The sequence below is a fragment of the Marinobacter sp. genome, from assembly GCF_039977835.1.
GTDB lineage: Bacteria > Pseudomonadota > Gammaproteobacteria > Pseudomonadales > Oleiphilaceae > Marinobacter.
Genome location: NZ_JBDWCL010000048.1, coordinates 53,820 through 69,967 on the forward strand (window position 1 = coordinate 53,820; position 16,148 = coordinate 69,967).

Annotated in this window: 14 protein-coding genes; 5 read left to right on the top strand and 9 right to left on the bottom strand. The window is 57.6% G+C overall.

The features are described 5' to 3' along the window. Positions 1-123 precede the first annotated feature (123 nt). Together ABJM11_RS14845 and ABJM11_RS14850 are read right to left on the bottom strand one after the other, a co-directional pair. A complete protein-coding gene (locus ABJM11_RS14845; protein ID WP_348293191.1) occupies positions 124-1,701 on the bottom strand; it encodes a methyl-accepting chemotaxis protein in 1,578 nt (525 codons plus the stop codon). Positions 1,702-1,851: 150 nt separating this feature from the next. After that, the gene (locus ABJM11_RS14850) at positions 1,852-2,724 is read right to left on the bottom strand and encodes a DMT family transporter (protein WP_348293193.1); all 873 of its coding nucleotides are present in this window, start codon (positions 2,722-2,724) and stop codon (positions 1,852-1,854) included. 163 nt (positions 2,725-2,887) lie between these two features. Here ABJM11_RS14850 and ABJM11_RS14855 point away from each other — a divergent pair, with 163 nt between their 5' ends. After that, positions 2,888-4,279 carry an MATE family efflux transporter gene (locus tag ABJM11_RS14855; RefSeq protein WP_348293195.1) on the top strand — a complete coding sequence of 464 codons (1,392 nt, stop codon included), beginning with the start codon at positions 2,888-2,890 and terminating at the stop codon, positions 4,277-4,279. A gap of 5 nt (positions 4,280-4,284) precedes the next feature. On the opposite strand, the gene ABJM11_RS14860 is transcribed toward ABJM11_RS14855, so the two are convergent. Continuing rightward, entirely contained in the window at positions 4,285-5,298 is a 1,014-nt protein-coding gene (locus ABJM11_RS14860; protein ID WP_348293196.1) for a GGDEF domain-containing protein, read from the bottom strand. Between the two features lie 317 nt (positions 5,299-5,615). Here ABJM11_RS14860 and ABJM11_RS14865 point away from each other — a divergent pair, with 317 nt between their 5' ends. Next, positions 5,616-6,737: an HD domain-containing phosphohydrolase gene (locus ABJM11_RS14865; protein ID WP_348293198.1), complete on the top strand. Its 1,122-nt coding sequence runs from the start codon at positions 5,616-5,618 to the stop codon at positions 6,735-6,737. A 9-nt stretch (positions 6,738-6,746) separates the two neighbouring features. On the opposite strand, the gene fghA is transcribed toward ABJM11_RS14865, so the two are convergent. Together fghA and ABJM11_RS14875 are read right to left on the bottom strand one after the other, a co-directional pair. Further along, positions 6,747-7,592 (bottom strand): S-formylglutathione hydrolase, encoded by an 846-nt coding sequence (gene fghA, locus ABJM11_RS14870; RefSeq protein WP_348293199.1) that lies wholly within the window; start codon positions 7,590-7,592, stop codon positions 6,747-6,749. A gap of 25 nt (positions 7,593-7,617) precedes the next feature. Continuing rightward, positions 7,618-8,040: a CBS domain-containing protein gene (locus ABJM11_RS14875; RefSeq protein ID WP_348293200.1), complete on the bottom strand. Its 423-nt coding sequence runs from the start codon at positions 8,038-8,040 to the stop codon at positions 7,618-7,620. A 233-nt stretch (positions 8,041-8,273) separates the two neighbouring features. On the opposite strand from ABJM11_RS14875, the gene ABJM11_RS14880 reads away from it, so the two are divergent. Together ABJM11_RS14880 and ABJM11_RS14885 are read left to right on the top strand one after the other, a co-directional pair. Continuing rightward, positions 8,274-9,635: a sodium:alanine symporter family protein gene (locus ABJM11_RS14880; RefSeq protein ID WP_348293201.1), complete on the top strand. Its 1,362-nt coding sequence runs from the start codon at positions 8,274-8,276 to the stop codon at positions 9,633-9,635. A gap of 138 nt (positions 9,636-9,773) precedes the next feature. Then, positions 9,774-10,427 (top strand): peroxiredoxin, encoded by a 654-nt coding sequence (locus tag ABJM11_RS14885; RefSeq protein ID WP_348293202.1) that lies wholly within the window; start codon positions 9,774-9,776, stop codon positions 10,425-10,427. Between the two features lie 54 nt (positions 10,428-10,481). Here the strand turns inward: ABJM11_RS14885 and ABJM11_RS14890 are convergent, their stop codons facing one another. The 4 genes from ABJM11_RS14890 to ABJM11_RS14905 all read right to left on the bottom strand — a co-directional run bounded on the left by ABJM11_RS14890 (position 10,482) and on the right by ABJM11_RS14905 (position 14,526). Beyond that, positions 10,482-11,705, bottom strand: coding sequence for a YncE family protein (locus ABJM11_RS14890; protein WP_348293203.1), 1,224 nt, complete (start codon positions 11,703-11,705; stop codon positions 10,482-10,484). 175 nt (positions 11,706-11,880) lie between these two features. After that, positions 11,881-12,663 carry a MetQ/NlpA family ABC transporter substrate-binding protein gene (locus tag ABJM11_RS14895; protein WP_348293204.1) on the bottom strand — a complete coding sequence of 261 codons (783 nt, stop codon included), beginning with the start codon at positions 12,661-12,663 and terminating at the stop codon, positions 11,881-11,883. A 178-nt stretch (positions 12,664-12,841) separates the two neighbouring features. Beyond that, positions 12,842-13,519, bottom strand: a complete 678-nt coding sequence (locus ABJM11_RS14900; RefSeq protein WP_348293205.1) for a methionine ABC transporter permease — start codon at positions 13,517-13,519, stop codon at positions 12,842-12,844. Continuing rightward, positions 13,519-14,526, bottom strand: coding sequence for a methionine ABC transporter ATP-binding protein (locus tag ABJM11_RS14905; RefSeq protein WP_348293207.1), 1,008 nt, complete (start codon positions 14,524-14,526; stop codon positions 13,519-13,521). Before ABJM11_RS14905 ends, ABJM11_RS14900 begins: the two co-directional genes overlap by 1 nt. A 192-nt stretch (positions 14,527-14,718) precedes the next feature. On the opposite strand from ABJM11_RS14905, the gene ABJM11_RS14910 reads away from it, so the two are divergent. Then, positions 14,719-16,140 (top strand): HDOD domain-containing protein, encoded by a 1,422-nt coding sequence (locus tag ABJM11_RS14910; RefSeq protein WP_348293209.1) that lies wholly within the window; start codon positions 14,719-14,721, stop codon positions 16,138-16,140. The last annotated feature ends 8 nt before the right edge of the window (positions 16,141-16,148 follow it).

Genomic DNA, 16,148 nt, shown 5'->3' on the forward strand with positions numbered 1-16,148 from the left:
ATTGTAAGAGGTATGCCGAAGACTTGCTTCGGCTATTGGGGCGCGATTTTGCCAGCCGTGGGCACAGGATGCCAGTCGACAACGGCACCGGCTGCGGTCATGCGCCGGCGCCGCAGCCAGTAACTAGCCATTTTTGCTGACGAAACGGGAAACCAGATCCTTCAGGCCTCTGGACATGCCGCTCAGGTGGTTACTGCTGTCCGTGGCGGATTCTGCTTTCCGGGTGCTGTGGTCGGCCAGCTCGGCGATATTGACGATCTGGTGATTGATCTCCTCCGACACCTGGCTCTGCTCCTCGAAAGCTGCCGACATGCTGATAAAGCTGTCAGATATTTCCTGGATGGAGGAGACAATTTCCTGCAGCGAGGTTTCCGCTTCCCGCACTTTGTTCAGGCCCTTGCCGGCATCCTGTTCGCCTTCGCGTGTTGCCTGAACCGCTTCCTCTACCTGGTTGCGGAAATCGTCGATGACATTCTGGATGCGCACGGTGGAATCCCGGGTGCGTAGGGCCAGGGACCGGACCTCATCCGCCACCACCGCAAATCCACGCCCCTGCTCACCGGCACGGGCGGCTTCAATCGCCGCGTTCAGTGCCAGCAGGTTGGTCTGCTCGGCAATATCCGAAATCAGGCTGGCGGCTTCGCCGATACTCTCGGTGGAAGCACCCAGTTTTTCGATCGCCGAACCAATCCCGTTGACCCGAGTAACCAGCTGCTCGATGGCAGTCAGGGCCTCGCCGCTTCGTTTACTGCCGGTAGCCGCCATGCGGTTGGCCTCATCCGCCACCCGGGCATTTTCGCTGACCGTGCCTGCCACCTCCTGAATGGAAGCAGTCATTTCGTTCACAGCGGAGGCCGTCTGGTCGGTTTCCGCCCGCTGCCTGGCAATCGCCTCCGCCCCTTCACTGATATATCCATGGCTGGCCCTGGCCTGCTCGTATAGCAGCTCCGCCTGGTCGTCGATACGTGCCAGGGCGGTACGAATCCGCGCCTTCTCGCTCATGATCAGCATGGCGAGCTGCGCAAACAGACCGCTTTCATCGCTGTAGGTTCTTGCCACCACGGCATCGCTGAAGGCATCGGGGCGTAAATCAAGCACCCGCTGCAATCGACTGGTAACCGATTTCAGGGTCAGTCCGGCAGCCAGCACATGCGCCGCCACAATCACCAGGAGTGCCAGCCCTGAACTACCCAGGGTGGCCACCGCGCCCAGGCTCATCACGAGCGACAGCGCAAAAGGCCAGCCCGACTTCAACACGGAAACCAGCCGGCTCCACAAATGGACCGCGCTGCCTCCCCTGGACATTCGCGCATACAGCCTCTCCGCTCTCGCAACCTCGTCACGGCCAGGTGCGACCCGCACGGATTCGTAACCGACCATCTTCCCGTCCTCGAGGATCGGGGTTACGTAGGCACTGACCCAGTAATGGTCTCCGGTTTTGGTGCGGTTCTTCACCACACCCATCCAGGGTTTGCCGGCCTTGAGGTACTCCCACATGCCCTTGTACACGGCCGCAGGCATGTCCGGATGACGAATCACGTTATGGGGCTGCCCTAACAACTCTTCCCTGGCAAAGCCGCTGATCTGCACAAATTCATCATTGCAGTAGGTGATGATGCCCCGGGTATCAGTGGTGGTGATCAACCGGCCAGCCTCGGACATTCTGACTTCACGCTGGGTTACCGGGAGATTGTTGCGCATAAAAACACCTTGTAAATCAGGAACGACTGCGGGGAAGACGTGAAGCACAAGGGTCACCCAGGGATGAACATCGTTGACATTCATCAAAGGGTACCCTGCGTACAGGAGCGTAACGGCAGGAGCCAGGAAGACCTTAGTCCGTGCAGGTACTTATGCTGAAACCGCCAGCCGGGCCCGCGGGTGATAACGGGCGTTCACCCACAGGGAGACTGCGATGACGCTACCGCCAAGGGCGAGGCGCAACAGGTCAGCGTCCCGATTCCAGATCAGCAGGTTGACCAGCAGGCCTGCCGGCACCAGCGCGTTGTTCATGATGGCCAGTGTGCCGGCATCCACCACGCAAGCGCCGCGGTTCCAGAGGAAAAGCCCCGCGCCGGATGCCGCCAGCCCCAGCCACGCGAGAACACCCCACTGTAAGGAGGTGGTTGGCAGTCGGCTGGCGTCGCCGAATATCAGGAAGGAAGGCAAGGCGATAATCAGCGCACCAACGAAGAAGTAGCCGAAGGTGCGGTACGCCGGCACAGTGGTCGGGAACCGCATCATGGTGTGTTTATACCCGACCTGGCCCGCCGCAAAGGTGAAGTTGGCGACCTGAAGCAGCAGAAAGCCGGTGATAAAATCCTGGCTGAGGCCGTCATAGCGGATAATGCCCGCGCCAAGGGTGGCAATTGCCGCTGCCACCAGGGCTACCGGGGAAAAACGGCGGTAGAGCGCATCGTCGATCAGGGTGACGTACAAAGGCGTGAAGATCGTGAACAGCAATACTTCCGGTACGGTCAGGTAGCTGAATGATCGGTACAGGCATAAGTAGGTGATGCCGAACTGCAGCATGCCGGTCACCAGAACGCCCAACTTCAACCCGCCAGGCACTCCGCGCCAACGGGTAAAAGGCAGAAACACCAGGGCACCCAGCACCACCCGGGTCAGTACAGCGAAGTCGCTGTCCACTTGCCCAGCCAGGAATTCGCCGATCAGGCTGAATGAGAACGCCCACAGAACTGTTACAAAGACCAGAAGACCCATGCTACCCGCACCCATAATCCGTAAAGGCGGCACTTTACCCGTTACCAGGCAATCTTGTACACAGGCGCCACGGAAACACCCTATGCCATCCTGTACAGGGAATAGGGTACCATCCTGCCTTTCCGAGTCATTCCGTTTCACCTGACCCCAGGCATGCGATTCCATGGATGAAGTCCACCAGCCCCTACCCGAAGCCCGTCAGCCGCTGGTCAGCCGTACGCTGACCGAGTGGCGCACGCTGGCTGTTCTCGGTGGCCCGATTCTGATTGCCCAGGTGGCCCAGATGGCCAACGGCGTTATCGATACTGTGATGGCTGGCCATGCCAGTGCCGAAGACCTGGCGGCTGTGGGTATCGGCAGCAGCCTGTGGATGCCGGTTTTTCTGTTTTTCATGGGGCTGCTGGGGGCTCTGCAACCGATTATCTCCGGCTACAACGGCGCCCGCACCACGGAAAAGATCATGCCGGCCACCTGGCAGGGATTGTATATAGCGGCGGGTGGCTCGGTGATCATGATCCTGCTGCTGACCAACGTACACCCGGTACTCAGCGCCCTGAACCTGGAAGCCAACACCGCCCGTATCAGTCAGGGCTACCTGGACGCCTTTGCCTGGGGCATACCCGCCATGCTCCTGATGATGGCGTTGCGCGGACTGACGGACGGGCTGGGCCATACGCGGGTAATCATGGCGTTTTCGGTACTGGGCACCCTGGTCAACCTGCCGCTCAATTACATCCTCATCTATGGCAAGCTCGGCATGCCGGCCATGGGCGGGATTGGCTGCGGATGGGCCACCTCGATCTCCAATGGTGTGGCCGCCACAGCCCTGCTGGTCTACCTGAACCGCAGTGCCGTCTATCGCCGGTTTCACCTGCTTGCGGACTGGGCCAGGCCGGATGCCGACGGTATACGCTATATTCTGCGCCTGGGCATCCCGATCGGCTTTACCATTTTCGTGGAAGCCAGCATGTTCTCGGTGATCGCTCTGTTCCTGGCTCCCCTGGGACCGGTGATTGTGGCAGGGCATCAGATTGCACTGAACGTGGTGTCATTGCTGTTCATGCTGCCACTGAGCATAGGTATGGCGCTGACCCTGCGGGTGAGCTTTCTGATGGGAGCGAGGGCGCCGGATACCGCCCGGCTCATTGCCCGCAGCTCGCTGATTCTCGCCTCGGCTGTGGCGCTGGTGTTTGCTGTTCTGCTGTTTGTGTTTGCCGATGGAATTGCGGCGCTGTACACCAGCGATGGGGAGGTTCAGACCGTTACCGTTACGCTGCTGGTGTACGCCGCTTTCTTCCAGATCGCCGATGTCATACAGGTTACCTGCATCAGTGCCCTGCGGGGCTACAAGGACACCGGCATTCCCATGTTCATCATGCTGTTTTCGTTCTGGATCGTGGGGTTGCCCCTGGGCTGGGTGCTGACGTTTACCGACTGGCTGTTGCCGGCTATGGGTGCTGCCGGTTTCTGGGTAGGGCTGACAGGTGGTCTGGCGTCTGCCAGCATTCTGCTGGGGTTACGGCTGTTCCTGTTTGCTCCGGATGCGGAAAACTAAGATCTTCAGGCAGTTTCCGCCGCCGGCTCCTCGGCAACGATGTCATCTGCGTAAACAATCCGGTCACGGCCGCTGGCTTTGGCTTCATAAAGCGCAGCATCGGCTCTGGCCAGCCAGTCATCCGGACTCTCGCCGGCTTTTAACAGGGCAACGCCGAAAGAAGCCGTCACCTGACCGCCGCCGGGGTGCTTCAGAAACCTGTGCATGATGTGTTGCAGATTGTGCATCACCGCCCTGAGCCCTGTTTCATCCACGCCGCTCATCAGCAGCACAAATTCCTCCCCACCAAACCGGAACAGCTGGTCGGATTTGCGGATATTCTGCTCAATCAGCGCCACCAGGTCGGTCAGCACGTGGTCTCCCACTCCGTGGCCGTGCTCATCATTGATCTTTTTGAAGTGATCAATATCCAGCAGCACCAGGGCATAGGAAATCCCCGTTCTGGCGCCGCTGGCGGCCGCCATTGCCAATTCTTCGTCCATGGAGCGCCGGTTCTTGACGCCGGTCAGTGGGTCAATGGTTGCCAGGTGCTCCAGGCGCTCCCGCTGGTTTTCATTGCGGAAGGCAAAAACGTAAGCGCAGCAGCTGACCACCACGGCCGTCGCGGAAAAGGAGAACATCTGGATAGTCGAACTGAAAGCAACGCCGTGAACCATCAGCGCAACCACCGCCGCCAGATTGATAAAGATCGCGTAGCGGGATTCGGTAAGGAAAAAGCTGGTCACCAGACATGGAAATAACCAGAAAAGACCCGGTTCTCCAACCACAGCACCGACCGTAACAGCACCCGCAGAAGCCACAATGGCCATAGCCAGGCCGGTGCGCGCGGTATCGCCGGTGATCCACGCGTACACCATCCCGGCCGAAATGGACAACATGATGGTCAGGTCGACCACCCCCGCCAGCATATTCCCCTGCACGAACCGCATCACCGCAAATGGGCTGATGCCCAGAATGGCACTGATGCCCAGCAGCGTGATGATGGACAGGCGGAAGTCAGTTTTCAGACGATAGAACATAGTGCTTACCGATATAGGGAAAGCCGGACAGATTTTCCAACTTCTTTGTTATTGTGGTTCAGGACGTACCCGACCAAAGTCTTATTAGCAAACTATCATAGCCCAAGATTCAACCACTGGCAGCGCACCCTATGAAATTTAACAAACGTTCAACAATACCGGCGGGTACCCGCATGCTCACTCAAGAAATTTCCGAGCACTGTCATCCGGTTCGCCTCGTTGAACAAACGGAAGAGTTGACCACCTCTTTCTGGAGTTGAACATGGATTCAGAGGTAGACTTAAGCCTCACTATTATAAGCATCAGGAAGCGACAGAGTGCCGAATCTTGTCCGTATCGCACCCGGCGCATTGACCATTGGAAAGCCTTTACCCTGGACGGTCTTCGACGCCGATGGCAATGTGCTCTTGCGCCAGGGTTACGTCATTCAGAATGACATTCAGCTCGAGCAGCTGTTTGAACGTGGTCTTTTCCAGCCCCGTAACATTGAACGCCCGCAGGATGAGGTTCTGGAGGATACCCGGGTTCTCAACCCGTTTGCCGAATACCCGCTGTTGCTGCAAACACTGGAGTCCGCTCTCAACGCCGTTACCAGACGGGAAGAAAGCGCCCTCAAACGAGTGCTGGGCCTGTCACGAATGATTGACAAGATGTGCCAGGAGTCGCCGGAAGCCAGCCTGGCGCTTGTACACCTGTATTCCATCGAGCCCACCATTCACGAACAGATCCTGTTCTACGCCGTGCTTTGCCAGTTCACCGCGCGCCGTTTCGGACTTGATGACAAACGGACTGCCGTGCTGATAAGCGCAGCGCTGACTGCCAATCTGGCGCTGGTACCAGTGGCTGATAAGCTGAATGCGTCCAACCGGCTGCTGACTGATGAGCAGCGTGCCGTTATACGCAAGCACCCGGAACGCAGCATCCAGGCACTGAAAGACGCCGAGATCACCAACCCGCTGTTACTGAAGATCATCGCCCAGCACCATGAGCAGGCGGACGGTTCGGGGTATCCCCAAGGGCTTAGCGGCACCGATATCCGCGGTGAGGCAGAAATTCTCGCATTGGCGGAACGTTATGTCGCGATGATTACACGCCGGGCCTACCGTGAACGGATGAACGTTGTGGAGGCCCGTAAACTGGTCAACTCGCTGGCCAACGGCAAGTTTCGCCCAGCGATACCCCGCGCCCTGTTGGCCGTGCTTACCGAATACCCGCCCGGTACTCTGGTACGACTGGCCAACAACGAAATCGCAGTGATTGTACGGCGTCCTCACCGCCACCGGGGGCCCTTCGCAAAAGCGATCATCGGGCCACGGGGTAACCGCTACAGTGGCTCGTTCGAGCGGGACTGCAGCCTGCTGGAGTTCAATGTCCGGGATATCGAGCAGCCGGAAGTGATGCCCTCCATGGACTTCGGGCTGCTCTGGGGCTTCCGCTGACCCTGGCCGTTATCTCAGCCCGAGAGCCTCGGCATGATGATCCAGATGATCATCAATAAACGAGGCAATGAAGAAGTAACTGTGGTCGTACCCCCGATGCATCCGCAAGTTGATGTGGTGATGCATTTTTTCGCAGGCATCTGCCAGCGCATCCGGATTGAGCTGGCTGTCGAGGAATTCATCGGCGGTGCCCTGGTCTACCAGCAGCGGTAGTCGCTCTCTTGCCGTGGGGATCAGCATCGTGGCATCCCACTCTTCCCATGTTTTTCTGTCATCACCCAGATACCCGCTGAAGGCTTTCTGGCCCCAGGGGCATTCACTGGGATTGGCAATGGGCGCAAACGCAGAAACCGACTTGTACAGCCCGGGATTCTTCAACGCTGCGATCAGGGCCCCGTGCCCGCCCATGGAGTGGCCGCTGACGCTGCGGTCCTCCGTCACCGGCAGGTGGCCTTCCACCACCTGTGGCAGTTCCTTGACCACATAATCGTACATGCGGTAATGGGACGCCCAGGGCTGACGGGTGGCGTTGACATAGAAGCCTGCGCCGCTGCCGAAATCATAACTGTCATGCTCACCGGGCAGGTCCAGGCCGCGGGGACTGGTATCCGGACACACGATAGCCAAACCCAGACGGGCGGCTTTCTTCATGGCGCCCGCCTTCTGCATGAAATTCTGGTCTGTACAGGTCAGCCCTGACAGCCAGTAAAGTACCGGTACCTGGCGCGAGTCGCTGCCCAGGGCCGCGGGGGGCAGGTAAACCGCAAACTCCATGTCACAGTCCAGCGCGGCGGAATGATGCCGGTAACGACGGTGTTCACCGTCAAAACAGACGTTGGTGGAGAGCAGTTCCATGGTCACCTCTGGAGCAAAGGAAATTTTACAACGCGTATTTGGGCACCTCGATGCCGAAACCGGCTTTTGCCAGCTCCGCCAGGATGGCCGTTCGGGTTACGATGCCAATCAGGCGCTCATGGTCAACCACCGGATAGACCTTGGGCTTGCCGGCGCCCAGGTTCTGGGCCAGATCAACCACGGACATTTCCGGCGAGATGGTCACCGGATTGCGGAACATGACGTCATCCACCGTCGGATCGCCTTCGCGATGATAATTACTCACCAGCAGGGCGTGGATACAATCCTGTTCCGAGATGAAGCCTATAACCCTGCGGTGGTCATCCACAACCGGCAGTCCGGTAACGTGGTTATGCAGCAACGTTTTGACCACTTTGGTTAAAGGCGTACCACAACGAATGGGCTCGATGTGATTCCACATGACATCGGACACTTTCAACGATTGCATTGGCAGGCTCCCTGACCATTAAGGTTCCGGATACTTCTTCCTATAAACATAGGCAATGGAGGCGAAAACTGGAAGTATAAACCCCGGAATATCGAATTCCGCCCGCCGGCTATTTACAGATCAGAATAAGTGTCTAAACTCAATCGGTTATACCCTTATCGGGAAGTAAAAATCTGCTCCGCCCATCGTCACGGCCGGAGTGTTTCAACCATGGCGGAAACAGGGAGACTCCCATGGAAGCCTTTGAATCTTTTATAAGTAGCATAAACGCACTGGTATGGGGCCCACCCATGCTGGTGATGATTCTCGGTGTCGGACTGTTCCTGAGCATTGGCCTGAAGCTGATGCCGGTACTGAAACTGCGTGCCGGTTTCCGGCTGATGTGGAAAGGCCGTACCGGCGCTGAGTCAGAAGGTGATATACCCCCGTTTCAGGCGCTGATGACAGCGCTGTCTGCGACGGTCGGTACCGGTAATATCGCCGGGGTCGCCACAGCGGTGTTTCTGGGTGGGCCCGGAGCCCTTTTCTGGATGTGGCTGACAGCCCTGGTAGGAATGGCCACGAAATACTCCGAGGCCGTATTGGCCGTGCGTTTCCGGGAAGTGGACGAACGCGGTAACTATGTAGGCGGGCCGATGTATTACATCCGCAATGGGCTGGGCAAGAAGTGGGCCTGGCTGGGCGTGCTGTTTGCCGTATTCGCGGCAGTGGCAGCCTTCGGGATCGGCAACACCGTGCAGGCAAACTCCGTGGCCGATGTTCTGCAGACCAACTTTCACCTGCCCCATTGGGCAACCGGGCTTATCCTGATGATTCTGGTCGGCCTGGTATTGATTGGCGGCATCAGGCGAATCGGACAGGTTGCAAGTGCCCTGGTACCCTTTATGGCGGTCGCCTATGTACTGGTTGGCCTGGTGGTGCTGGCTATCAATGCCAACCAGATACCCAGTGCCATTGCCATGGTGTTTACTCACGCCTTCAGTCCGGTAGCTGCCGAGGGTGGCTTTGCAGGTGCCGCTGTGTGGGCTGCCATTCGATTCGGCGTGGCCCGGGGTATTTTCTCCAACGAGGCCGGCCTGGGTTCTGCCCCCATTGCTCATGCCGCGGCGCAGACCAAAAATCCGATCAGCCAGGGCATGGTCGCCATGCTGGGCACCTTTATCGACACCATTATCGTGTGCAGCATCACCGGTCTGGTCATCATCAGCTCCGGTGCCTGGACATCTGGCGAAACCGGTGCTGCGCTGACCTCGCTGGCTTTTGAGACCGGCCTGCCGGGATTCGGCAACTACGTTGTCGCCATTTCCCTGGCGATTTTCGCCTTTACCACCATTATCGGCTGGTCATTCTACGGCGAGCGCTGTATCGAGTTCCTGTTCGGTGTGAAGGCCATTGTGCCCTACCGTGTGGTCTGGATCCTCGCCATCCCGGTTGGTGCTACCATCAATCTGGGCCTGATCTGGCTGATTGCCGATACCCTTAATGCCATGATGGCGCTGCCTAACCTGGTGGCATTACTGTTGCTCAGCCCCGTGGTGTTCAAACTGACCCGCGAGCATTTCGAGAAAGAGCGTTCTCTTGGTGTGAATCAATGAGCCGCTGGTGACGGGTGAGGCAGATCAACCGCCCTTGGTTTTTCACTCACTCGTCACCACAGTTTTTCGTATAGACTGAATCATTATGCCGGCGTTTCTATCTGGCCGGGCTTTTGTATCACCATAGGAGGAAACACCATGAGTTTACGTCTGGGAGATACCGCACCGGATTTTGAGCAGGAGTCCAGTGAAGGCAGGATCAGTTTTCACGACTGGCTGGGCGACAGCTGGGGCATACTGTTCTCGCATCCGGCAGACTTCACGCCCGTGTGCACCACCGAGCTGGGGCTGACCGCCAAGCTGAAAAGCCAGTTTGCCAAGCGTAATGTCAAGGCCATCGCCCTGAGCGTCGACCCGGTGGATTCCCACAAGGAGTGGATCAAGGACATCAACGAAACCCAGGGCTGCGCGGTGAATTTCCCGATCATTGCCGACCAGGACAAAAAAGTGTCCGAGCTCTACGACATGATCCACCCCAACGCCAACGACAGCCTGACGGTTCGTTCGCTGTTCGTGATTGATCCCAACAAGAAGATCCGCCTGATCATCACCTACCCGGCCAGCACCGGCCGTAACTTTAACGAAGTTCTCAGGGTGATCGACTCACTGCAGATGACCGACGAGCACAAGGTGGCTACTCCGGGCAACTGGGAAGCCGGCGGCGATGTGGTTATCGTGCCGTCCCTGCAGGACGAGGATGAGATCAGAGAACGCTTCCCGAAAGGCTACAGGACGGTCAAATCCTACCTGCGGATGACGCCGGACCCACGCTCCAACTGGAGTGGTGAATAACGACGCAGGGCCGTGTACCCGGAAGGGCAGGCGAAGCCTGCCCTTCTCCCTGCATCACCAACCCTCCGGCACCACACCCTCCCGAATTCGCTGAGGATGATCCCCCACATCCACCCGCGCGATTTCGGAAGCCGAATCAATGTCGATCACTGACATCTGGTCAGTGCCGCTCCACGAAATATAACACCGGTCTCCGGCTTCATTGGTGGTTACCCAGTAGGGTTTTTCACCAAGCCCGGTGAGAATGTCGTGGCTGAAGCTCTCCCGATCCACAATGGCAATATAATCGCTCATGGTGCCGGCTACACACAGGGTATCGCCATCGCCATTCATGGCAATGCCATGGTGGGCGGAATCGTTGATGTAGAGCTCTCTTGGTGTTTCAGGAATCAGGTTCGGTAGTTCCGCCAGGCGGGTAATACGGTCCTCCTTCATATCGTACTCGACAAAACCATGAAGGAAGGACAGCTGGAAGTAGAAGTAACGCTCGTCCGGAGTATGTGCCATGGGCCGGACCGCCGGGCTCAGATGACTGAAACCGGCTTCGTCCAACTTATCCTTGAGATCAAATTGTTTGATGATTTCCAGGTTTTCGGCATCCACGACCTGGAACCGACGCTCGCCCTTGGTGAAGTCCATGAAATTCTGGTCCAGCGGCGTGAACACGTGCCCGATGCTGGCGTGGTAAATACGTTTGCCATCCTCGGAGTAGACATTTTCATGGGGTGAGTTGCCGGTGGGGAAACGACCAACCTCCTGCCCGGTTTCCACATCCAGCACATGCACCACATTGCCGGTGGAGGCGGAAACCGCAACCCGGGTCCCGTCCGGCGACAATGCCATGTGATCAGAGCGGTAACCCTCCACCTCAAAGCGCCAGGCAATATCGCCGCTGGCAATATCAATACCCACCACGTCGGCAAAGCTGGGGCGCGACACCACCAGCAATCGACCGTCCCGGGTACTGTACATGTCATCCACGTACTGATCGTTACCTTCACCAATCAGGTGACGCACTGCTTTGAAGAAAACCAGCCGTACCGGATTGAACAGGATTTCCATCATGCGTTGGCGCTTGTCGGGAATACCGTTAATACGCCCGATCGGCACGTAGGTATGTGCGTCTATCACATCAATAGTGCCTTCCCAGTTATTCCCGACAAAAATCACGTCCCGGGTGTCACTGGCGGATACCGGATTACCGGACAATAAAAGCAGACACGAGAGTGCAAGCGCGGCGATGCCCTGACGTCGGCGAGAAGACCTGACAGGTGTCATAGTGAGTTCTCCGAATTGTTGTTTTTACTACTCATTTCGGCGAACACTTGTACTCTTTTTGCACAATCCTGGCCATGACACAATTGACAGACGTGGCGTCATTTCGGCCAATTCCAGCCATAAAAAAGGACAGGTGTTGGCCTGCCCTTTGCCTGTAGACCGTTTTAGCCGGCCATCAGAATGCCGGTACCACGGCCCCTTCGTACTGTTCTTTGATAAACGCCTTGACCTCATCCGTGGTCAGCGCCTTCGCCAGCTTCTGGATTGTTTCATCGTTGGCGCGGTCTTCGTGGGCCACCAGAATATTCACATACGGCGACTCGGCACCCTCGATCACCAACGCATCCTCAGTCGGATTAAGGCCCGCTTCCAGCGCGTAGTTGGTATTGATCAACGCCAGATCAACCTGGTTGAGGATACGTGGCAGTGTAGCCGCTTCCAGTTCCTTGAACTCCAGGTCCTTCGGGTTGTCGGCAATATCACGGGGTGTTGCGGTGATTTTGCTGTCGTCCTTCAGGGTGATCAGGCCTGCTTTCTGAAGCAGCAACAGTGCACGCCCGCCGTTGGTCGGGTCGTTTGGAATTGCCACTGTGGCGCCGTCTTCAAGCTCTTCCAGAGAGTCAATCCGGCTTGAGTAGGCACCAAATGGTTCAACGTGAACACCCACAACATTGACCAGATTGGTGCCACGGCCATCGTTGAATTCATCCAGGTATGGCTGGTGCTGGAAGAAGTTCGCGTCCATCCGCTTCTGGTCTACCTGTACGTTCGGCTGGACATAATCGGTAAACACCTTCACATCCAGTTCCACACCCTGTTCCGCCAGTTTTGGCTTAACAAACTCCAGAATCTCAGCATGGGGTACCGGAGTTGCCGCTACGGAAAGCTTTTCAGCAAGCGCAGCGGAAGAGAATGTTGCAACGGCAGCCAGGGCTACCAGCGTCTTCTTGAGTTTCATAAATCTTCTCCTGTTGGATTCCGTGAACAACGTATTCAGTCTGGGAGTACGACACACGGCTGGAATCACCTTCCGAAAAACGCCCGTGAATACATCCCTGTAGGGCTCGGTCGCGCCATCCCTGGCGCTCCACGTTTTCGGAAGGTGATTCCAGCCGCATGCCTTTGCTGAACTGTCACTATTTTCTGCTGAAATACAGTACGAGGCGATCACCAGCCATTTGCAACAACTGTACGAAAATAACCAGTAGCGCGACAGTAATCACCATGACATCGGTCTGGAATCGTTGGTAACCGAAGCGGATGGCCAGATCACCCAAACCACCGCCACCGACAACGCCGGACATCGCTGCGTAAGACACCAAAGTAATCGCGGTAACCGTAATACCGGCGATGATGCCCGGCAGGGCCTCGGGCAGCAAGGCCCCGAAAACAATCTGCTTCACCGTCGCTCCCATGGCCTGGGTGGCTTCGATGATACCTCTATCCACTTCTCGCAGAGAGGTTTCTACCAAACGGGCGAAGAACGGAGCACCGCCTGCCACCAGAGGTGGAATTGCACCGGCAACACCAAGAGATGTGCCGATCAGCATTACGGTGAAGGGTATCATCACGATCAACAGGATGATAAAGGGCACCGAGCGCAGTACATTCACCACGAAGGAAAGAACCGCGTAGGCAATGGGCTGTTCCAGGAGCTGTCGCTTCCCGAACAGGAACAGCAGCACTCCGAGAGGCAAACCAATCAGCACACTGAACAGCAGCGACATACCCACCATAACCAGGGTGTCCCAGCTGGCCCAGCCGATTTCGGTCCAGTCTACATTACTGAGCAGATTTTCCGTCAAAGCTTCCATCAGCGCAGCACCTCCACATGGACATCGGCGGCTTCCAGGGCCTGCATGGCGGTATCGAGGTCACCGCCGACCAGTGACAGCGTCAGCTGTCCGTAAGGCGTGTCCTTGATGTGATCAATACGGCCCGAAAGGATGCTGAAATCCACCCCTGACTCTCGCGCCACGCTCCCCAGCAGGGGCGTGTAAGTAGACTCGCCACGGAAGGTCAGGCGCAGGATGCGGCCTTTGGCCTGTTGCAGATCCTGCTGCATTTCGTCCCGGTCAATATTCTCACTCTCGAACACAAAGTCCCGGGTAGTGGGGTGCTTCGGGTGCAGGAAGACATCGCTGACCGCACCCATTTCCACCACTTCGCCGGCATCCATCACCGCAACACGGTCGCAGACCCGGCGCACCACGTCCATCTCGTGGGTGATCAGCACGATGGTCAGGCCCAGCTCGCGGTTGATGTCTGCCAGCAGCTTCAGCACCGATTGGGTGGTTTGCGGATCCAGGGCGCTGGTGGCTTCATCGCACAGCAGGATCGTGGGCCGGCAGGCCAGTGCACGGGCGATACCCACACGCTGCTTCTGCCCCCCGGAGAGCTGCGACGGGTATTTATTGGCCTGATCCACCAGGCTGACCCGTTTTAACAGCTCGTCCACCCGATCACGGATCTCGGTGCGGGAATAGATACCAGCCAGTTTCATGGGAAAGGCGATGTTGTCCGCCACGGTTTTCGACGACAGCAGATTGAAGTGCTGGAAGATCATGCCTACCTTGCGGCGGAAGGCCCGTAACTCACTGGCGTTGTAGCCGGTGATATTTTCGTCATCGATCAGAATGCGGCCACCCGTAGGAGGCTCCAGCAGGTTAATCAGGCGCACAAGGGTGGATTTACCCGCGCCGGAGTGGCCGACGATGCCAAATACCTCGCCGGTTTCGATGGTCATACTGGTGGGGTGAAGTGCGGGGATCGCCCGCCCGCCTACCTGGTAGGACTTCTGTACCTGGTCAAATACAATCACAGCTTTGCCCTGTCAGCGCCTTGTGGGTGCAGCGTTAAAACGCGCAATTATAAACGAATCCGGTTTCAAACCCGAATCCCGAACCTTGGTATATCCCCGTACACAATCCGTCACCTGACATTCACGGTCTTACTGGACTAAACTTACCCCCTCAAAAGAACCTTTAAATATCCCTCCGAGGCGCACGATATTTTGACGACAAAAACCGAGACCACGCCCTCAAGGATGAATTCCACCCAGGCATGGGTCACCTATCTGAGCAAAGTTGAACTGCCGGTGCTGGCCAACACGCTACGCAGGATCGACGAGCTCACTGACAGTAGCAACAGCACTGTCAACGAACTGGCCAACGTCATTCTCAATGACGCCCAGCTCACCTCTCAGGTTCTTCGGCTTTCCAACACGGTGTTCTACAACCAGACCCGGACCCAGGTCAGCACCGTGAGCCGGGCCATCACACTCATCGGTTTTGATGCGGTGAAGTCCATGGCGATCTCCTCACTGATCGTGGACTCCCTGCTCGCCCGCAACGACCGGCCCCACCTGCTTCGCTGCCTGGCCCGTGCCATACATGCCGCCGTCCAGGCACGCTGCCTGCTGCCAAAGCGTAACGAACATGCGCTTGAGGAGGTGTTTATCGGGGCATTGCTGATGAATATCGGCGAGCTGGCGTTCTGGTCCTGCGAGACCGAGCAGGCCAACGAACTGGAAGCAGAACTACGCGCGAATGAACCGCCGGTGGAGGCTCAGAAAGCGGTACTCCACACAACGTTTACGGAAATCACCCGGGGCCTGGTGGAAGCCTGGTCTCTGGGCCCTTTCATCCGGGAAGTCGTGGCACCGGGGCAGGCCAATTCCAAGGCCGCCAGCCTGGTACGTCATTCTGTGGAGATGGCAAAGCTGTCCGAGAACGGCTGGCGCGGCGCAGCAATGGAAGAGATGGCGGAAGCGCTGGGCAAAGACATCGGCGAGAACCCCGCCGTGGTCCGGGATCAGCTCAAGGTCAATGCCGGTGAAGCCGCAAGGGTAGCCGTATCACTCGGCATTCCCCAGGTCACCGCGTTGATGCCCGGCAGTCAGTCAGACAGCGGAAGCAAGGCAGCGCATGCGCCGCAGGTGGACCCCGGTCTGCAACTGCAGATTCTCCGGGACCTCACCCACAGCCTGACCGACAAACCGGATATCAATGAAGTCTGCCAGTTGGTGATCGAAGGCATACACCGGGCCGTGGGGATGCAGCGCGTTGTGTTATTGATGAGCGACCGCAGCGGGCTGGAATTGATCCCCCGCAAACTCGGCGGTAAGGGTACCGAGAGCTGGAAAGAGAATTTCACCGTGCGAAAAGACGGCACCGGTCCGCTGGGCGCACTGCTGCCCCATGCCAGTTGTTACGTCTACCAGCCAAAATCAGGAACAGAGCCCGTCCCTTATGATCGCTGGTTGGGCAATGTGCCGGCACTGGTCGGCCCATTGAAAGCCAAGGGGCGGCTTGTTGGCCTGTTTTACGCGGACAACGCAGCCGCCGACTATGTGCCTTCTGACGACCAGCTGACGGCGTTCGGGCACTTCGTCCAGAACGCCCAGCTTTGCATCACCTTGCTGTCCAGCAACTGATCCGCTTT

What these genes read in the sequence shown, in the direction of transcription:
- ABJM11_RS14875 (WP_348293200.1), bottom strand. Translation starts at nt 8,040, where the DNA reads ATGCAATCGTTGAAAGTGTCCGATGTCATGTGGAATCACATCGAGCCC.
- ABJM11_RS14860 (WP_348293196.1), bottom strand. Translation starts at nt 5,298, where the DNA reads ATGTTCTATCGTCTGAAAACTGACTTCCGCCTGTCCATCATCACGCTG.
- ABJM11_RS14880 (WP_348293201.1), top strand. Translation starts at nt 8,274, where the DNA reads ATGGAAGCCTTTGAATCTTTTATAAGTAGCATAAACGCACTGGTATGG.
- ABJM11_RS14855 (WP_348293195.1), top strand. Translation starts at nt 2,888, where the DNA reads ATGGATGAAGTCCACCAGCCCCTACCCGAAGCCCGTCAGCCGCTGGTC.
- fghA (WP_348293199.1), bottom strand. Translation starts at nt 7,592, where the DNA reads ATGGAACTGCTCTCCACCAACGTCTGTTTTGACGGTGAACACCGTCGT.
- ABJM11_RS14850 (WP_348293193.1), bottom strand. Translation starts at nt 2,724, where the DNA reads ATGGGTCTTCTGGTCTTTGTAACAGTTCTGTGGGCGTTCTCATTCAGC.
- ABJM11_RS14885 (WP_348293202.1), top strand. Translation starts at nt 9,774, where the DNA reads ATGAGTTTACGTCTGGGAGATACCGCACCGGATTTTGAGCAGGAGTCC.
- ABJM11_RS14900 (WP_348293205.1), bottom strand. Translation starts at nt 13,519, where the DNA reads ATGGAAGCTTTGACGGAAAATCTGCTCAGTAATGTAGACTGGACCGAA.
- ABJM11_RS14895 (WP_348293204.1), bottom strand. Translation starts at nt 12,663, where the DNA reads ATGAAACTCAAGAAGACGCTGGTAGCCCTGGCTGCCGTTGCAACATTC.
- ABJM11_RS14845 (WP_348293191.1), bottom strand. Translation starts at nt 1,701, where the DNA reads ATGCGCAACAATCTCCCGGTAACCCAGCGTGAAGTCAGAATGTCCGAG.
- ABJM11_RS14890 (WP_348293203.1), bottom strand. Translation starts at nt 11,705, where the DNA reads ATGACACCTGTCAGGTCTTCTCGCCGACGTCAGGGCATCGCCGCGCTT.